Origin of the sequence: Chromobacterium indicum (genome assembly GCF_039708975.1) — a bacterium.
In the GTDB taxonomy this organism is placed as follows: Bacteria; Pseudomonadota; Gammaproteobacteria; order Burkholderiales; family Chromobacteriaceae; genus Chromobacterium; species Chromobacterium piscinae.
In genome coordinates this window covers 14,114-32,812 of record NZ_JAYFSJ010000011.1, presented here as the reverse complement: position 1 = coordinate 32,812, position 18,699 = coordinate 14,114, and the positions used below count along the sequence as shown (strand labels likewise).

Genomic DNA, 18,699 nt, shown 5'->3' with positions numbered 1-18,699 from the left:
ATTTAGTTAAAATTTTCCCTACCGAGACTGCATCTTAAAATCGAAATACGTTCGGACTCGATGCCCATAAAGTCCAACAATCAGTCCCAACAAAATAAAAACCATTGCCGCCAATTTAACGGTGCCTACGCTTTCGCCGAATATAGCAATAGAACCAAGCATGCCGAAAATCGGCACCATCAATGACAGCGGCGCTACTGTGGAAACTGGATATTTTTTCAATAATGAATTCCATACCCAGTAACCAAATAATGTTGTCGGATAGACTTGAAACAAAATTGAAAACAGCGCTTTGCCATCAAAATGATTGAAAAGCCTCACATAACCAACCCAGCCATGCTCAAAATATGAAATCAAAAATAAAGGAATAGGGGAAAATAAGCTGGACCATACCAAAAACTCAAAAATTTGGCGCACGGCTATTTTTTTTACGAGAACATTAGCCACACTCCATGATGCGGCTCCTAAGACCACCAGTACAACCCCGGCATAAGTCACGCTGCCATCTGTCACCGCTATAATCAACGCCAAGCCAAGCAATGCGATCCCCATGCCATAAATTTGATATGGAGACAAACGCTCTTTAAAAACCCAGGCGCCAAGCAGCATGGTAAAAAAAGCGCTAAATTGAAGTATCAGAGAAGCAATGCCTGCGGAAATTCCCACCTGAATACCAACATTAACGGCACCCCACAATCCGACTCCGAAAATCAAGCCATACAGTGCTATATACTTTAATGGCACAGAAGGCCGCTCGATAAAAAAGACTGCAGGCAACGCACACAACGCGAACCTCAAACCAGCCAGCACAAATGGATCCACCGAGGACAAGCCTATTTTTATTACTGAAAAATTGACCCCCCAAATGACCATTACGAATATGGCGAGAAAGAAATGACTCAGCTTCATAGGCTGTTACCCCAATTGTATTAAAAAGCGATTGGCACTATGCGTAGAGCAACGATCTCAACCTCTGATTACCAAACCAACTTCTACTTAGCAGGGATATGTTTTCCAATATCCGGGGGCCCGAAATAGAAACATCCTCAACTGAACACTCAGTGCTGCGACAGGCATGATTTCAATCCGCAGCGCTGGCCAATTCGCTGCCAATTCATATTTTTATATGGCTTGGCATGAATCAGACAATGATGATAATGGTCTCCAAACCATAGGACAGGCGGACCAATGGAACCCTACCGGATCGGCATGCCCAGTTTTCTTTAGCTGGAGTCCAAGCTGCAGCGCGAGCGTTGGCAGGACCAATTGCTCAATATGAATTTAATTCAAAATGGATATCATGATGACATTTATGGTATCAAAATGCAACCAGAGTCATGAAAACGCGCATGCCTCCGTATCATTCGAGCACGATTGCCCAAGCGCCTGTTCAAAGTCTTTTGCGAACAGCGCTGCCCAGCCAGCGCTGGCGGAGCAGCGCATGAAGATCTGCCCCCAATTCCGCCGCTCTCCCACTCAGCGGCCCCGCGTCCGGGCCAAGACTGCCGAATGCCTGCCCGCCCCTCGCTGGTTCGCATCCATCGATAAGACTCGCAAGCTTTCGCTCAACCCGCGGCAATGGCTGGCAGAGGCTCCAGCCATCTAATCGGAACCACTGCCGCCCATCCCTTCCCCGACGCTCGAAAACAAGACGGCCATGAATGCCCGTCTCATTCTCCGCGACGCCGAGGCAAGCCCATCCCGGAACGCAGCGGAGATGCCCCTTGCGCAAGCTCTTGCACATGGCGCCCGTCGATCGCCTGTCTGAAACATCATTCAGACAAATCGCGCATCGCCCTCCTAAATATCATCGCGCCGGCATGTTCCGCGGGATGGCTCGCCAGCATCGCGCGCCCTTCGGACACCAAGCCCCCGAATCCGCTCAAGAGCCTCGCTCTCATCGCGGCATACTCGCCGGGCATGTTCGCTAATCCCTTGCCACCACCAATCCCGGTATGCTCTCAAGATTTTCCTAAACATTTCCGCCTCCACAACTGTTTAATTTTTTACTCAACTACGATGCTATCGGATGTGATTCATTTGAAAAATCCTATATCCCATGACAAACTGTTCATGAAATGAGAACAAACTACCTACCCGACTCCCAAGCGCTGCTTGCCTTCGACGCGCTGGTCCGCCGCGGCAGCTTCACCGCCGCCGCCGAAGAGCTGGACTGCACCAAGAGCCGGGTCAGCCAACTGGTGAAAGCGCTGGAGAAACAATTCGGCACAGTGCTGGTGCTGCGCAATACCCGCCGCGTGGCGCTGACCGAAGCCGGCCAGCGGCTAGCCGTTCACGCCCGGGAGTTGCGCTGCCTGCTGGAGCGGGCCCGGATAGACATCAATGAGGCTGACGGCGAGGTCAGTGGACCGCTGGTGATCAGCTCCATCACCTCCTTCGCCCAATACCTGCTCGCGCCCATCCTGGCCGAGCTGGCGGTGCTGCATCCCGGCCTGCAACTGAAGCTGCAGGTGGAAAACCGGCTGCAGGATCCGATCTCCGAAGGGCTGGATTTCTGCATCCGCACCCGCAACGTCCACGACGACGCGCTGGTGGCCAAGCCGCTGGGGCTGGTGCGCGAGTGGGCGTTCGCCTCGCCGGACTATCTGGCCAAATCGCCGCCGCTCGAAACGCCCGACGACCTGCCGCTGCATCGCATCCTGCTGGACACCAGCCGCCCCAAGCTGCGCGACACGCCGGAGTGGCTGCTGGAAAAGGACGGCCAGCAGAAGCAGGTGCGGGTTCAGCCTGTGCTCAGCAGCCACCAGTACGCCCCGCTGCTGTCCGCCGCCATCGCCGGCAGCGGCGTCGCGCTGCTGCCGGCCTACGTCGCCAGCGAGCATCTGAAAAGCGGACGCCTGGCCCCGGTGCTGCCGGGCTGGAGCCATGACTGCTGGCCGGTCTACCTGGTCTACCCCTACCGCCACCCGCTGCCGCGCAAATACGAGGCCTTCATCCAGCACGTGGTGCCGCGCATGCGCGCGCTGTTGGAGGCCGGCATTGATCCAGACCAAAGCGGCATTCGGCCCCCATCGCCAGAATGAGCGCCATTCGCGCCGGCGCCGCGCCGGCCTGACAAGGAGAATGCAATGGAACATCGCGACATCGTCATCGTCGGCGGCGGCATGGTGGGCAGCGCGCTTGGCGCCGCGCTGAGCGGACAGGGATTGTCGGTCTGCGTGCTGGAAAGAGAGGCGCCCGCGCCGTTCGCGCCGGAGCAGCCGCCCGATCTGCGGGTCTCGGCGATCAGCCCGGCCTCCGCCGCCTTTCTGCAGTCCATAGGCGCTTGGGAGCCGGTGCTGGCGATGCGCGCCGCGCCCTACCGCCGGATGCAGGTATGGGAGGACGACGAGGCCGCAGGCACGCTGTTCGACGCCGACGAAGCCGGCGTGGCGGAACTGGGCCACATCGTGGAAAACCGCGTGGTGCAACTGGCCGCGACCAGGGCGCTGCTGGACAAGGGCGACATCGACTACCGCTGTCCGACGGTGGTATCGGAAATCGTCTACCGCCCCCAAGCCTCCCAGCTGACGCTGTCCGATGGAAGCAGGCTGCAAGCCAGGCTGCTGATCGCCGCCGACGGCGCCCGCTCGCAGGTGCGCGACGCCGCCGGAATCGGCGTCACCGGCTGGGATTACCCGATGCACGCGCTGGTGCTGTCCTGCCGGATGGAGGGCGGCCAGCAGGACATCACTTGGCAACGCTTCACCCCCAATGGCCCGCAGGCCTTCCTGCCGCTGACCGGCGACGCTGCCTCCCTGGTGTGGTACCACCGGCCGGAAGAAGTGAAGCGCTTGCTGACATTGGGCGACGACGAGCTGATCGCCGCGGTCAGCCAGGCTTTTCCGCGCAAGCTGCCCGGCATCCGGGAGTTGACCGCGCGCGGCAGCTTCGGCCTGACCCGCCGCCATGCCCAATGCTATGTCAAAGACGGCGTGGCGCTGGCCGGCGATGCCGCCCACACCATCCATCCGCTGGCCGGCCAGGGCGTCAACCTGGGCTTCCAGGACGCCGCCGCGCTGGCCCGGACCATTCTGGATGCCCGCGCCAAGGGAGAGGACTGGGCCAGCGCCAAAACCTTGTCCCGCTACCAGCGCGCGCGCAAACCGGCCAACCTGGCGATGCAGGCCGGCATGGACGCGTTCTGCTACGGCTTTTCCAACAATATCGGCCCGCTGCGCCTGCTGCGCGGCCTGGGGCTCAGGCTGGCGGACAAGGCCGGCCCGCTGAAGCGCGAGGCGATACGCTACGCGCTGGGGCTGCGCGCCTGATCGATTTTTCCATTCATGCTAGGATCGGGAGACTTTTTCCCCTCCCGGCATGTTCATGAACCCATTCCACATTCGCGCCGCCATCGGCCTGCTGCAAGGGATCGCGCTTTACGCGCTGTACCGCGCGTCGGACCATGGCGGCTGGCTATCCCTCCACCCGCTGCTGTTCTCGCCGCTGCTGCTCGCCGCCGCGTCGCTGCCCCTGCTGTGCCAGACCGGACTCGGCGTGCTGCGCCCCTCCCGGCTGGCCGCCTGGCTGGCCGGACTGGCCCTGGCCGTAGCAGTCGTCGGCGCGCATGACCGCTGGCGCGTCGGGCTGGAGCACGCCGCGCGCTCGGACCTGATGCCGGGGGCGCTGGCGATTCTGGGCGTCGCCATGCTGCTGTTCATCGCCTGGCCGCTGATCCTGGCCGGCGAAAGCGAGCGGCGCTGGCGGGCGTCCTACCCCGCCTATTTCGACACCGCCTGGAAGCTTGGCCTGCAGCTGATGTTCTCCGGCCTGTTCGTCGGCGTGTTCTGGCTGATCCTGAATCTGGGCGCCGAGCTGTTCGCCCTGGTGGGCATAGACGGCCTGCGCCGGCTGATAGGCGAAGCCGAATTCGCGATACCGGCCAGCACGCTGGCGCTGTCGGCCGGCCTGCATCTGAGCGATGTCCGCCCGGGCATCATCCAAGGGCTGCGCTCCCTGCTGCTGACCCTGCTGTCCTGGCTGCTGCCCCTGCTTGTCCTGCTGGTCGGCGCCTTTCTCGCGCTGCTGCCTTTCACCGGGCTGAACAGCCTGTGGAAGACCGGCCACGCCTCCGCGCTGTTGCTGGGCGCGAGCGGGCTGCTGATCTTCCTGCTGAACACCGCCTACCAGGACGGCAGCGAGCAGCCCGGTCGCGTCATCCGGCTCAGCCTGCGCGCCGCCTGCCTGCTGCTCGCGCCGCTGCAGGCGCTGGCCGCCTACGCGCTGACGCTGCGCGTCGGCCAGTACGGCTGGTCGCCGGACCGGGTGTTCGCCGCCAGCCTCGTCATCCTCGGCGCCTGCTACGCCGCCGGTTACGGCTGGGCGGCCTTGCGTCGGCAGGCTGGGCTCGCCGGCGTGGCCTGCGCCAATATCGGCGCCGCCTGGCTGTCGCTCGCCCTGCTGGCCGCCGTGCTGACGCCGCTGGCCGACCCGGCGCGGATCTCGGTGTCCAGCCAGCTGTCCCGGCTGCAAGCCGGCCGCGTGGCCGCCGAACGCTTCGACTTCGATTTCCTGCGCTACCGCGGGCTGCGCTATGGCCATGCCGCCCTGCTGCGGCTGAAGAACGATCCCGGCGTGAACGGCGCTGTCCGCCTCAAGGCCGGCGACGCGCTCAGCGAGGACAAGCCCCAGCCCAAGCCTCCCGCCCAGGCGGTCCGCCCGCGCGGCCCGGTCCCGTTGCCGGCCGGCTTCCTGGCCCAGGACTGGAAGCAAGCCGCCAAGCGAACCGGCGAACTGCCGTCCTGCCTGCTGGATGGCCGCAATGAATGCGACGCCTATGCCGGCGACTACAGCGGCGGCGGCAAGCCGGAAGTGCTGCTGGCGGAAAAGCTTGCCGCCCGCTTGTCGCTGTTCCAGCGCAACGCCCAGGGCCTGTGGACGCTCGCCGCCACCTACGACCTTCCCGCCGCCTGCCCGGCCCCGCTGGAAGCGCTGGCGGCGGGACAGGCGCGAGCCGTTCCCCCGCGGTTGCCCGACCTGGACGCCGGAGGGCTGCGGCTGCGGCCGCGCTATCCCTACGCGCCGCAGGAATGCCCAGTCGCTAAAAAATAAGCGGAGCGCGCCGCGCCGCGCGTAGAAACCGAAATAAACGGACGGAATCCGATCGTCAAGACGGCCCGCCTACCGATACCATGCAAACACAGGCGGCCGCCCCTTCTCCGGGCCAGGCCGCCCCTCCGTCCCACCGCAATGGAGCCGCGCCATGTCTTTCATCGACGATCACGACCACTCCGCCTGCCAGCGCCCGCTCGACCGCGTCCGGCCCTTCGATGCCGCCGCCTTCGAAAAAGCGGTGGCCGACATGCTGACCGCCAGCGGCATCGCCATCGACCCCATCCACACCGGCAAGACCGCCCAGCGCGTGCGCGAGCTGTGGCAGAAACGCCTGCTGGACGGCTACGACACCGTCCCTGCCGAGGCGCTGGGCAGCGGCTTCGCCGACGACCGCCGCGACATGGTGGTGATACGCAGCCTGGCGGTCCATGGCATGTGCCCGCACCACCTGCTGCCCTTCCGCGGCGTCGCCCACGTCGCCTACCTGCCCGGCGGCCGGCTGCACGGCTTCGGCCGCATCGCGCGGATGGTGGACGCCATCAGCCACCGCTACACCTACCAGGAATGGATCACCCACGAGATCTCCCGCACCCTGGTCGAGCACGGCGGGGCGCGCGGCGCCGCCTGCCTGATCGAGGCCGAGCAGCTATGCCTGTTGATGGGGGAAAACCGGCGCGGCGACGAACGGGTGATCACCCAGTGCTACGCCGGCGATTTCGAAACCGACGCCAATGCCCGCAACGAATTCCTGCGCGCGATCGAGCGCTGAGCGGCGGGCATGAAAAAGGCCGCTGCCCGGAGGGGAGCGGCCCAGATGTCTTTCGCGCCTAATCCAGCAAGCCGCCGGATTCGGACTTCGGCGAGCGCCTGAGCAGGCCGTCCACCACCTGTTGCGGATCGTGCCCCTGGTACAGCAGGCCGCACACCGCGGCGGTGATCGGCATGTCCACCTGCAAGCGCTCGGCCATGGTCAGCACCTCGCGCGCGGTGGCCACGCCCTCGGCCACATGGCCCAGTTCGTCCAGCACCTGCTGCAGCGGCTTGCCTTCGGCCAGTTTCAGCCCCACCTGGCGGTTGCGCGACAGCGCGCCGGTGCAGGTGAGGATCAGATCGCCCATGCCGGATAGGCCCATCATGGTCTGCGGGCTGGCGCCGAGCGCCATCGCGAGCCGGGTGATCTCAGCCAGCCCTCGGGTAATCAGCGCCGCACGCGCGTTCAAGCCGAAATCCAGCCCGTCGGCGACGCCGGTGGCGATCGCCATCACGTTCTTCACCGCGCCCCCCACCTCGACGCCGACGAGGTCGTCATTGGCGTACAGGCGCAGCAGCGGGCTGTGCAGTTCGCGCGCCACGCTGGCGGCGAACTCGGCGTGGTCGGAGGCGATGGCCGCCGCCGCCGGCAGGCCCTGCGCCACCTCGCGGGCGAAGCTGGGGCCGGACAGCGCGCCGTACAGATGATCGGCCGGCAGCTCCTCCTCCGCCACCTGGTGCGGCAGCAGGCTGGAGCCGGCCTCGAAGCCCTTGCACGCCCACAGGATGGGCGGCGACGGCGCGTCCAGCGCCATCAGAGACTTCAGCGTGGGCCGCAGCCCCGCCATCGGCGTGACGATCAGCGCCAGCTCCGCGTCGCGCGTAGCGGCCGCGAGATCCGACGACAGCGTCAACGGCTCCGGAAACGGGCAGTCGGGCAGGTAACGCTGGTTGACCCGCTCAGCGTCCATCCGCCGGATCTGCTCAGCGTCGCGCGCCCACAAGGTCACCTGGTGGTGACGGGCAAAAGCTATCGCCAGCGCGCTGCCCCATGCGCCGGCGCCGAGTATCGCCAGTTTCATCCGCGGTCCTTACAAGCCCCAGAGATCGGTAATACGAGCATAGCCGACGCTGCCGTCGCGGTGGCGCACTTTGGCCCAGCCGTTCTGCGGGGCCTCCTGCAGCTCCAGCACGCCGTCCTTTGGCACGGTGAACAGCAGCTTGCCGTCCTCCGCGCCCCGGTCACGCACGCCGGCCTGGGCCGACACCACCAGCAGCCAGCGCTGCTTGGACAGCGCCGCGGCCGGAATCCAGGCGATGCCGCCGGTGGCGTCGCGCACGCGCGACCACTCTTTCTGGCTCTGCAGCACCTCGACCGGATAATAGCGGCTGACCGCGAACAGCTTTTTCGCGCTCAGCGAAGGCGCCTCGTACAGCGCGACGCCGGTTTCCTTGACCGAACGGAATTCCAGGGCATGGACGGACGGGGCCGCCAACGCGGACGCCAGCAACAGCGGCAGAACGAGACGCTTCATGGCTGGCCTCAGGCGTTGCCGGCTTCGGCTTGCTGCGCGCGCTGCTGCATGTACAGCGCTTCGAAGTTGATCGGGGCCAGCAGCACCGGCGGGAAGCCGGCGCGGTTCACCACGCTGGACACGGTCTCGCGGGCGTACGGGAACAGGATGTTCGGGCAGGCGACGCCGAGGATCGGGTCCAGGTCTTCGCCCGGGATGTTGCGGATCTGGAAGATGCCAGCCTGGGCCACTTCGCACAGGAACATGTTCTTTTCCGGCAGTTTGGCGGTCACGGTGACGGTCAGGGTCACTTCGAAATAGCCGTCGTCCAGCTGTTGGCCGGCGCTGGCCAGCTGCATGTCGATTTCCGGCTGAGCCTGTTCCAGGAACACCTGCGGCGCGTTCGGCACCTCCAGCGAGATGTCCTTCACGTAGATTTTTTCGATGGAAAACGCCGGTTGCAGCTCTTGTTGTTCGCTCATGTTCTTTCTCGCAAAAACCGTCTCATGACGGCAGAATTTTATGGGTACATCGGCGGGCATCATCGCACGAAAGCCGCGCGGCGGCCAATCGCGGCAAAGCCCCGCCGCTCAGTCCGCCAGCAGCGGGTCCAGCTTGCCGGAATGGTTCAGCGCCACCAGCTCGTCGCAGCCGCCGACATGGGTGTCGCCGATGAAGATCTGCGGCACGGTGCGGCGGCCGGTCAGCGCCATCATCTTGTCGCGCGCGTCCGGATCGAGGTCGATGCGGATCTCGGTGATTCCGCTGACGCCCTTGCTGGCCAAGAGTTGCTTGGCGCGCACGCAGTAGGGGCAGACCGCGGTGGTGTACATGGTTACCGGTTTCATGGTTCTCGCCTGAAAATTCGATCGCCGACGATTATAGCCGGGTTCGCGGCTCAGCGCCTTGCGCTGGATCGCATCGTTTCGGTATTGAAGCCGCGCGCCAGGTCGGCCACCACCGCGTCCAACGCCTTGCCCGACTCCATCGCCCGCGGGCCGTTGACGATGGCGACGATGGCCAGCCGCCTGCCGTCGGCCGCCTGCCAGTAGCCGGCCAGCGCCTTGACGTCGTTCAGCGTACCGGTTTTCATCCGCAGCCGCGGGCCCAGGCCGGCGAAACGCTTCTTCAGCGTGCCGTCGGTGGCGGCGATCGGCAGGCTGGCGATGAATTCGCCGGCGTACGGGCCGCGCGCGGCGTCCAGCAGCACCTCGCCCATCAAGCGGGCGGTCACCCGCTCGCGCCGCGACAGGCCGGAACCATTTTCCAGCCGCAGCGCGCCGACGTCGGCAATGCCGCGATGGCTCAGCTCCTCGCGCAGCGCGCGCTCGGCCGCCACCGCGGTGTCCTCGCCGCCGGCCTCGCGCCCCAGCGTCAGGAACAGCGTGCGCGCCATGGTGTTGTTGCTGTACTTGTTGATGTCGGACAGCGCCACCGCCAGGGGTTGCGACTGCCAGGAGGCCAGCTCGCGCGCGCCGTCCGGCGCCCGGCCGCGCGCCACCCGCAGCGGCCCGCTGCCGCCCAGCGCCGCCCACAGCGCGGCGAAGTCCTGGCCGGCGAACGCATCGTGGCCCAGCACGTTGACGTAGGCGCGCTGCCCGTCGCAGGCCGGCGGCAGGCTGCCGGTCACGCGCACGCGGCGGCCGTCGTTCTCGATGGAGACGAAGCGGCGCACATCGGCGCAGGCCTCATCCGGCCCCGGCTTCAGCGATGCGCTCAGCTCTACGCCCGCCAGCGGCGGGTCCAGCGCGACGCGCGCGCCCTGGCCGTCGTTGAAGAAGGTCAACCAGGCCACTTTCAGATTGGTCAGATGGGTGTCGGGGCCGACGACGAAGGCGCGGCCAGCGTCACCCTCGAAATCCTCGGCGCCGCCGATATTGCCGAAGACGCGCTTGTCCAGCAGCAGCTGTCCGTCCAGCTGGCGGATGCCGCGCAGCCGCAGGCTGTACAACAGGCTCAGCAGATCGCCGTTGTCGAAGCGCGGATCGCCGCCGCCCAGCCAGTACAGATCGCCCTTCAGCGCGCCGCCCTCCACCGGCGCGGCCGACAGCAGCGCGGTCTTCCAGCGGTAGTCCGGTCCCAGCCGGTTCAGCGCCGCCCAGCCGGTCAGCAGCTTCATGGTCGAGGCCGGGTTGACCGGCTCGTCGGCCCGGTGGCTGGCCAGCGGCTCGCCGCCCTCCACCGGCGCCGCCCATACGGCGATCTCATCCGGTTTCAGGCCATGCAGATCCAGCGCCAGCGCCGGCGCGCAGGCCAGCGCCAGCAAGGCCGGCCACTTCGCGAATGCCATATCGTTTCCTCTCATAATTCCTGCGGATCCACGTCCAGCGACCAGCGCAGCGCGCGGCCGTGGGTCTTGGCCAGTCCATCCAGCAGCGGCGGCAACTGATGAAGCAGCCGGTGCAGCGCGCCGCGCCGCGGCGACTCCAGCACCAGCTGCGCGCGTTCGCGCTGCGCCAGCCTGGCCATCAGCGCCGGCGCCGGCCCGGAAATCAGCACACCCTCGGCCAACGGCTCCAGCGCCTCGCGCGCCTGGCGCAGAAAGGCGGTGGCCTGGGCCAGCGCCGGGCTGTCGGCGCGCAGCAGCGCCTGAAAGGTGGATGGCGGAAAACCGGCCTGGCGGCGCTCGTTCAGCAATGTGGCCGCGTAGCCGTCGAAATCATGCGCCGCCAGCGCCTGGTACAACGGATGGTCCGGCCACTGCGTCTGCACCAACACCTCGCCCGGCGCGTCGGCGCGGCCGGCGCGGCCCGCCACCTGCATCAGCTGGGCGAACAGGCGCTCCGACGCGCGAAAATCGGCCGAGTACAGCCCGCCATCCGCGCCCAGCGCCGCCACCAGCGACAAGGTGCCGAAGTCGTGCCCCTTGGCCAGCATCTGGGTGCCGACCAGGATGTCCACCTCCCCGCCGTGCACCTTGCGATAAACCTCGTCCCAGGCATCCTTGCGGCTGGTGGTGTCGCGGTCTATCCGCAGCACCCTGGCCTCCGGCAGCATGCGCTGCAGCGCCGACTCCAGCCGCTGCGTGCCTTCGCCCAGCGGCTTGATGTCGGGATCGCCGCAATCCGGGCAGGCGCGCGGCACTGGCTCTTCCCAGCCGCAGTGGTGGCAGCGCAGCTTGCGCTCCATCAGGTGCACCACCAGCTTGGCCGAGCAATGCGGGCAGCCGCTGGTCCAGCCGCAGGCTGTGCAGGCGACCACCGGCGCGAAGCCGCGCCGGTTGATGAACACCAGGCTCATCTCCTTGCGCGAGAGCCTGGCCTTCAGCGCCTCCAGCACCGCCTCGGACAAGCCTTCGACCAGCTTCTTGCGACGGGTGTCCACCAGCCGCACGTCGGGCAGCCTGGCCGCGCCGTGGGCGCGCCGGTTCAACGCCAGCCTCTTGTAGCGGCCGGCCTCGACATTGGCCACCGTCTCCAGGCTGGGCGTGGCCGATCCCAGCAGGATGGCGATGCCGGCGCGGCGCGCGCGCCACACCGCCAGGTCGCGGGCGTGGTAACGCAGGCCGTCCTGCTGCTTGAACGAGCCGTCGTGCTCTTCGTCGACCACGATCAGGCCCAGCCGCGGCAGCGGCGTGAACACCGACAGCCGGGTGCCGATCACCACGTCGGCGTCGCCGTGCCAGGCGTCCAGCCAGCCGTGCATCCGCTCGCCGTCGGCCAGGTGGCTGTGCTGCACCACGATGCGGCTGCCGGGGAAGCGGTCGGCGAAGCGGTTGATCAGCTGCGGCGTCAGATTGATTTCCGGCACCAGCACCAGCGTCTGCCGCCGCGCCACCAGCTGCTCGGCGATCAGGCGCAGATAGACCTCAGTCTTGCCGCTGCCGGTGACACCGTGCAGCAGCCAGGGCTGGAAGCCCTCGCTCGCCGACAGCGCGTCCAGCGCCGCCTGCTGCTCGCCGTTCAGCGCCGGCGCGTCGCCCAGCCGCAGCGGCGGCGGCTCCAGCGTCGCGCGCTCGGCCTTGCCCTCGGCCAGCCAGTCGGCCAGCAGCTTGCCGGCCTGAGGCGTCACCGCCTTGGCGGCGGCCAGGTCCAGCGGACCGTCCTGCAGCGCCTGCCACAAGGCCAGCCGCGCGCGCTGCCGCGCCGGCGGCGCCTCGCTCAGGCCGGCGTCGGTCAGGATGAACGGCCTACGGTCCGGCCTGATGACATCGCGCGGCTCGCGCAGGCCGGTGGGCAGCGCGGTGAACAGCGTCTGGCCCAGCGGGTGGTGGTAGTAATCGGACGCGAAGCGCGCCAGCGCGAGAAATTCTTCCGGCAGCGGCGGCAGTCCATCCAGGACGCCGTCGATGCTCCGCAATCTGGCGGCGTCGAGCTCGGGCACACCCTCCCCCGGTATCGGCGTGACCACCACGCCACACAAGCGGCGATTGCCGAAGGAAACACTGACTCGGGAGCCTGGCATGACAGGCGATTCAGTCAGGTAGCTGAACGTTCCCGCCAACGGCACATCCACCGCGACCTGAATCCGGACCGGCCCGTTCATGATTGCCCCTCGCCAGATGCAAACCCTGCTGCGACAAGGCTTTGCATCCGCTGTGCACAGATCTTGTGGATAACTTTGTGAACAACCATGGTGATATCGGGCAAAAAGCCGTGAAATCAGTGTTTCCACTAGATTGCACAAAAATTAATCAAACGTAAAATCTCTTTTATTTCAACAACTTACGAATATTAATTTTTTTTAACCGCCGCGCTTGACAAGGTTTGACCCAGGGTCTAGGCAGTGTGCATAACTCGAAGAACACCAGCCGCGCCTGCTGTCAACCCGCATCTTCCCGTAGCCAGGCGCCAATATTGTCAGCAAGTGAATTTATGCAACAGGAACGATGGCAAGCGGCTGAATACCCCCGGCTTCGGCCATGCGGTCGCTCCGGGGAAAATTAATAAATCCTTAAAAAAACAGCGTCTTTTAATCAACTTTGCTCAAAGCGGCAGTCACAACGCACCGACATGGGGCGGCGCGTTTTCCGCCCGCCCCGTTTCGGCGCGTCAGGCCGCGCCGTGATAGCCGCGCGACAGCCGATGCACCGCGTCCACCAGCGCGCCGGCGTGGGCCGGATCGGCGAACTGCGAGATGCCGTGGCCCAGATTGAACACGTGGCCGCTGCCCTGGCCATAGCTGGCCAGGATGCGCGCCACTTCGCGCTCGATGGCCGCCGGTTCGGCGAACAGCGCGTTGGGGTCGAAGTTGCCTTGCAGCGCCACCTTGGCACCGACGCGCGCGCGCGCCTGGCCGATGTCGGTGGTCCAGTCCAGGCCCACGCAATCGGCGCCGATGGCGGCGATGTCTTCCAGCCACTGGCCGCCGCCCTTGGTGAACACGATCACCGGCACCTTGCGGCCGTCGGCCTCGCGCTTGAGGCCGGCGACGATGCGCTGCATGTAGGCCAAGGAGAACTCGCGGTAAGCGGCATGGCTGAGCGCGCCGCCCCAGGTGTCGAAAATCTGCACCGCCTGCGCGCCGGCGTCGATTTGGGCGTTCAGATAGGCGATCACCGACCGGGTGTTCGCCTCCAGGATGTGGTGCAGCAGTTCCGGGCGGCTATACAGCATGGCTTTGACGTGGCGGAAGTCGTCGGAGCCGCCGCCCTCCACCATATAGCAGGCCAGCGTGAACGGGCTGCCGGAGAAGCCGATCAGCGGCACGCGGCCGTCCAGCGCCTTGCGGATGCTGGAGACGGCATCGAACACATACTGCAGCTTGCCCATGTCGGCCGGCTCCAGCGCGCGGATCGCCGCCTCGTCGCGCAGCGGGCGCTGGAACTTCGGCCCCTCGCCCTCGGCGAAATACAGGCCCAGGCCCATCGCGTCTGGCACGGTCAGGATGTCGGAAAACAAAATGGCCGCGTCCAGCGGAAAACGGTCCAGCGGCTGCAGCGTCACCTCGGTGGCGTAGTCCGGGCTGGTGCACAGGCCCATGAAGCTGCCGGCGCGGGCGCGGGTGGCGCGGTATTCCGGCAGGTAGCGGCCGGCCTGGCGCATCATCCAGATCGGAGTGTATTCGACCGGCTCCTTCAGCAGGGCCCGCAGGAAGGTATCGTTTTTCAGCTGGGTCATGGCATCACGCGGCTATGGAAATCAGCGGGCATTATATCCCAGCCGACCCTGCCGCCGGCGCGGACAAATGAAAACGGCCGGAAACCCGGCCGTTGCTCGGTCTTCAGCAGGCGGTCACGCCAATATCTGCCTCAGCACATAGGGCAGAATGCCGCCGTGGCGGTAGTAGTCGACCTCCACCGGCGTATCGATGCGCAGCGTCAGCGCCAGCCGCCGCTCCAGGCCGCCCGGACTACGGATCACCAGCGTCGCCTGCTGCCGCGGCTTCAGTTCGCCATCCAGCCCCTCCAGGTCGAAAGTCTCGTCGCCGGTGAGGCCGGCGGCGCTGTCTCCGCTCTGGAACTGCAAGGGAAGCACGCCCATGCCCACCAGGTTGGAGCGGTGTATCCGCTCGAAGCTCCTGGCGATCACCGCGCGCACGCCCAGCAGCCGCGTGCCCTTGGCCGCCCAGTCGCGGCTGGAGCCGGTGCCGTACTCCTCGCCGGCGAAGATCACGGTCGGCGTGTCCTCGGCCTGGTAGGCCATCGCCGCGTCGTAGATGGACAGCCGCTCGCCGTCGGGCTGCCGCAGCGTCAAGCCTCCTTCCACCGGCCGGCCGTCAACGTCCGGCGGCAGCATCAGGTTGCGGATGCGCACATTGGCGAAAGTGCCGCGCATCATCACCTCGTGGTGGCCGCGGCGCGAGCCGTAGCTGTTGAAATCGACCGGCTTGATGCCCTGCTCCTGCAGATACAGACCAGCCGGCGACGACGGCTTGATGGATCCCGCCGGGCTGATGTGGTCGGTGGTGACCGAGTCGCCGAAGATGGCCAGCGCCCGCGCGCCCCGCACCGGTTTGGGCGCGGCCGGGTCCATCGCGAAATCGGCGAAGAACGGCGGCTCGGCGATGTAGCTGGACGGCTCCCAGCCATAGGTTTCGCCCGTGGCCGCCGCGATGCCGGCCCACAGCGGGTTGGCGTCGGCCAGATCGCGGTACAGCCGGCGGTAGGTTTCGGGATCGGCGGTCTGCGCCAGCGCCGCGCCCACTTCGTCCAAGCTGGGCCAGACCTCGCGCAGGAACACCGGCTGGCCGTCCGAGCCCTCGCCCAGCGGCTCGCGCTCCAGGTCGATGTCGACGCGGCCGGCGATGGCGAAGGCCACCACCAGCGGCGGGCTCATCAGGAAATTGGCCTTGATCGCCGGATGGATGCGCGCCTCGAAATTGCGGTTGCCGGACAGCACCGACGCGCACACCAGATCGCCGGCGGCGATTTCCGACTCGATCGCCGGCGCCAGCGGACCGGCGTTGCCGATACAGGTGGTGCAGCCGTAGGCGACCACGCCGAAGCCCAGCCGCTCCAGCGCCGGCAACAGGCCGGCCTTGGCCAGGTAGTCGGTGACCACGCGCGAGCCCGGGGCCAGCGAGGTCTTGATGTGCGGCGCCACCGTCAGCCCGCGCGCCGCGGCCTTCTGCGCCAGCAGGCCCGCGGCCAGCATCACGCCGGGATTGGAAGTGTTAGTGCAGGAGGTGATCGCCGCGATCAGCACCGAACCGTGCTTCAGGCCTGCGGCGGCCGCGCCGCCCGGCGTCTTGCCGTAGCCGCCGGCGGAGGCCGGCTTCTGCAGCAACTCGCCGAAGCGCGGCTTCAGTTCCGTCAGCGCGATGCGGTCCTGCGGCCGGCGCGGGCCGGCGACGCTGGGCACGATGGACGCCAGGTCCAGCGCCAAGGTCTCGCTGTAATCGATGTCGCCGTCCAACGGCATGCCGAACAGCCGCTGCGCCTGGAAATAGCGGCGGAAGGCGTCCACTTCCTCGGCGCTGCGGCCGGTGGCGGCCAGGTAGTCGGCGGCGCGCTCGTCCGGCGGAAAGAAGCCCATGGTCGCGCCGTACTCCGGCGCCATATTGGCCAGCGTCGCCCGGTCCGGCAACGTCAGCGACGCCGCGCCCTCGCCGAAGAATTCGACGAACTTGCCCACCACATTGGCCTTGCGCAGCAGCTCGGTGACCGCCAGCACCAGGTCAGTGGCGGTGACGCCGGCGGCGAGTTTGCCCTTCAGGTTCACGCCCACCACGTCCGGCGTCAGGAAATACACCGGCTGGCCCAGCATGCCGGCCTCGGCCTCGATGCCGCCCACGCCCCAGCCGACCACGCCCAGCGCGTTGATCATCGTAGTGTGCGAGTCGGTACCGACCAGCGAGTCCGGATGATAGACGTCGCCATCATGCAGCACGCCGCGCGCCAGGTACTCCAGGTTCACCTGATGGACGATGCCGATGCCCGGCGGCACCACCTTGAAGGTGTCGAAGGCCTGCATGCCCCACTTGATGAAGCGATAGCGCTCGGCATTGCGCTGGAACTCCAGCTTCATGTTCAGATCCAGCGCGCCCGCCTCGCGGAAATGGTCGACCTGCACCGAGTGGTCCACCACCAGGTCCACCGGCACCAGCGGCTCTACCGCCGACGGCGGCTTGCCGAAGCGGGCGGCGACGCCGCGCATCGCAGCCAAATCGCACAGCAGCGGCACGCCGGTGAAATCCTGCAGCACGATGCGGGCGACGACGAAGGGGATTTCCTCGCTGCGTTCGGCCCTGGGCTTCCAGCCGGCCAGTTGCCGCACATGCGCTTCGGTTATACGCTGGCCATCCAGATTGCGCAGCAGCGACTCCAGCACGATGCGCAGCGACACCGGCAGCCGGCCGACATCGCCGACGCCGAGTTCGGCCAGCGCCGGCAGAGAATGAAAGCGGACGCTGCGGCCGGACGCCAATTGGAAATCTCGCAGACTGTCTTGCGCTTGCAGGGACATGGTGAACTCCGGTGAGCGCCGGCCAAAGAGGCCGGCTGGGCCGCGAAGGACGGATAAGAACGCATCCGCCGCCTGGGTCTGACATCCTGCATCAGGATAGGTTAGGACCGGTTTTGCCGGCGCAAGTTCGAACAGGAAAGGATGATGGCATGACGAAAACCGTACGCAGCGAAACCGACAGCTTCGGTCCGATCGACGTTCCCGCCGACGCGCTGTGGGGCGCGCAGACCCAGCGCTCGCTCGCGCATTTCCATATTTCCAGCGAAAAGATGCCGCCGGAGCTGATCCAGGCGCTGGCCCGGGTCAAGCGCGCCTGCGCCGAGGCCAACCGCGAGCTGGGCAAGCTTGACGACGCCAAGGCCGCCGCCATCGTCGGCGCCGCCGACGAGGTGCTGGCCGGCCGCCACGACGGCGAATTTCCGCTGTCGGTGTGGCAAACCGGCTCCGGCACCCAGAGCAATATGAATATGAACGAGGTGCTGGCCAACCGCGCGTCGGAGCTGCTTGGCGGCCGGCGCGGACCGGACCGGCTGGTCCACCCCAACGACGACGTCAACCGCGGCCAGTCGTCCAACGACATCTTCCCCACCGCGATGCACGTCGCCGCCGCGACGCAAGTGGCCGAACTGCTGCTGCCGTCGCTGGGCCAGCTGCGGCGCGCGCTGGAAGCCAAAGCCCAGGCTTTCGCCGGCATCGTCAAGATCGGCCGCACCCATCTGCAGGACGCCACCCCGCTGACGCTGGGCCAGGAAATGTCAGGCTGGGCGGCGCAGCTGGCGCTGGCCGAACAGGCGATCCGCGCCACGCAGCCTATGCTGTGCCAGCTGGCCGTCGGCGGCACCGCGGTCGGCACCGGCCTCAACACCGATCCGCGCTTCGGCGACGCGGTGGCCGCCAGACTGGCCGAGGACAGCGGCCTGCCATTCACCAGCGCCGGCAACAAGTTCGCCGCGCTGGCCGGCCACGAGCCGCTCGTGTTCGCCCACGGCGCGCTGAAAACTCTGGCCGCCGCGCTGATGAAGATCGCCAACGACATCCGCTGGCTGGGCTCCGGCCCGCGCAGCGGCCTGGGCGAGCTGACGCTGCCGGAAAACGAGCCGGGCAGCTCCATCATGCCCGGCAAGGTCAACCCCACCCAGTGCGAGGCGATGACCATGTTGTGCTGCCAGGTGCTGGGCAACGACGCGGCGCTGGCCATCGGCGCGGCATCCGGCAACTTCGAGCTCAATGTATTCAAGCCGCTGATCGCGCACAATTTCCTGCAGAGCGCGCGGCTGTTGGCCGACGGCATGGACAGCCTGCGCGAGCACTGCGTGGACGGCATGGAGGCCAACCGCGCGCGCATCGCCGAGCTGATGGAACGCTCGCTGATGCTGGTCACCGCGCTGAATCCGCACATCGGCTACGACAAGGCGGCCGCCATCGCCAAGCACGCCCACCATCACGGCACCACGCTGCGCGAGGCGGCGCTGGCGCTGGGGCATCTGAGCGCCGAGCAATTCGACGCCTGGGTCAGGCCCGAGGACATGGTGTGA

General features: G+C 66.5%; 14 protein-coding genes. 5 read left to right on the top strand and 9 right to left on the bottom strand.

Annotated elements, in window-relative coordinates; all coding sequences use genetic code 11:
* Positions 1 to 18 precede the first annotated feature (18 nt).
* Positions 19 to 909, bottom strand: coding sequence for an EamA family transporter (locus VA599_RS15760; RefSeq protein WP_346789432.1), 891 nt, complete (start codon positions 907 to 909; stop codon positions 19 to 21).
* 1,169 nt (positions 910 to 2,078) lie between these two features.
* On the opposite strand from VA599_RS15760, the gene VA599_RS15755 reads away from it, so the two are divergent.
* The 4 genes from VA599_RS15755 to folE all read left to right on the top strand — a co-directional run bounded on the left by VA599_RS15755 (position 2,079) and on the right by folE (position 6,823).
* A complete protein-coding gene (locus tag VA599_RS15755) occupies positions 2,079 to 3,044 on the top strand; it encodes a LysR family transcriptional regulator (RefSeq protein WP_021478524.1) in 966 nt (321 codons plus the stop codon).
* Between the two features lie 45 nt (positions 3,045 to 3,089).
* Entirely contained in the window at positions 3,090 to 4,271 is a 1,182-nt protein-coding gene (locus tag VA599_RS15750) for an FAD-dependent monooxygenase (RefSeq protein ID WP_346789430.1), read from the top strand.
* 55 nt (positions 4,272 to 4,326) lie between these two features.
* Complete coding sequence (locus VA599_RS15745) at positions 4,327 to 6,051, top strand: DUF4153 domain-containing protein (protein WP_346789429.1); 1,725 nt, start codon at positions 4,327 to 4,329, stop codon at positions 6,049 to 6,051.
* 151 nt (positions 6,052 to 6,202) lie between these two features.
* Entirely contained in the window at positions 6,203 to 6,823 is a 621-nt protein-coding gene (gene folE / locus VA599_RS15740) for a GTP cyclohydrolase I FolE (RefSeq protein WP_046157544.1), read from the top strand.
* A 58-nt stretch (positions 6,824 to 6,881) separates the two neighbouring features.
* On the opposite strand, the gene VA599_RS15735 is transcribed toward folE, so the two are convergent.
* From VA599_RS15735 to acnA, 8 genes are all read right to left on the bottom strand, one after another.
* Complete coding sequence (locus VA599_RS15735) at positions 6,882 to 7,886, bottom strand: NAD(P)H-dependent glycerol-3-phosphate dehydrogenase (protein ID WP_346789428.1); 1,005 nt, start codon at positions 7,884 to 7,886, stop codon at positions 6,882 to 6,884.
* A 9-nt stretch (positions 7,887 to 7,895) separates the two neighbouring features.
* The gene (locus VA599_RS15730; RefSeq protein ID WP_021478519.1) at positions 7,896 to 8,339 is read right to left on the bottom strand and encodes an SH3 domain-containing protein; all 444 of its coding nucleotides are present in this window, start codon (positions 8,337 to 8,339) and stop codon (positions 7,896 to 7,898) included.
* Between the two features lie 8 nt (positions 8,340 to 8,347).
* On the bottom strand, positions 8,348 to 8,800 hold the full coding sequence (gene secB, locus VA599_RS15725) for a protein-export chaperone SecB (protein ID WP_021478518.1): 453 nt from the start codon (positions 8,798 to 8,800) through the stop codon (positions 8,348 to 8,350).
* 108 nt (positions 8,801 to 8,908) lie between these two features.
* Entirely contained in the window at positions 8,909 to 9,166 is a 258-nt protein-coding gene (gene grxC / locus VA599_RS15720; RefSeq protein ID WP_104946306.1) for a glutaredoxin 3, read from the bottom strand.
* 50 nt (positions 9,167 to 9,216) lie between these two features.
* Positions 9,217 to 10,608, bottom strand: a complete 1,392-nt coding sequence (dacB, locus tag VA599_RS15715) for a D-alanyl-D-alanine carboxypeptidase/D-alanyl-D-alanine endopeptidase (protein WP_346789427.1) — start codon at positions 10,606 to 10,608, stop codon at positions 9,217 to 9,219.
* 11 nt (positions 10,609 to 10,619) lie between these two features.
* Positions 10,620 to 12,803 (bottom strand): primosomal protein N', encoded by a 2,184-nt coding sequence (locus VA599_RS15710; RefSeq protein ID WP_346789426.1) that lies wholly within the window; start codon positions 12,801 to 12,803, stop codon positions 10,620 to 10,622.
* 506 nt (positions 12,804 to 13,309) lie between these two features.
* Positions 13,310 to 14,377 carry a uroporphyrinogen decarboxylase gene (gene hemE, locus VA599_RS15705; RefSeq protein WP_346789425.1) on the bottom strand — a complete coding sequence of 356 codons (1,068 nt, stop codon included), beginning with the start codon at positions 14,375 to 14,377 and terminating at the stop codon, positions 13,310 to 13,312.
* 114 nt (positions 14,378 to 14,491) lie between these two features.
* Complete coding sequence (acnA, locus tag VA599_RS15700) at positions 14,492 to 17,164, bottom strand: aconitate hydratase AcnA (protein WP_346789424.1); 2,673 nt, start codon at positions 17,162 to 17,164, stop codon at positions 14,492 to 14,494.
* A 149-nt stretch (positions 17,165 to 17,313) separates the two neighbouring features.
* Between acnA and fumC the strand changes: the two genes are divergently transcribed.
* Positions 17,314 to 18,699, top strand: a complete 1,386-nt coding sequence (fumC, locus tag VA599_RS15695) for a class II fumarate hydratase (RefSeq protein WP_346789423.1) — start codon at positions 17,314 to 17,316, stop codon at positions 18,697 to 18,699.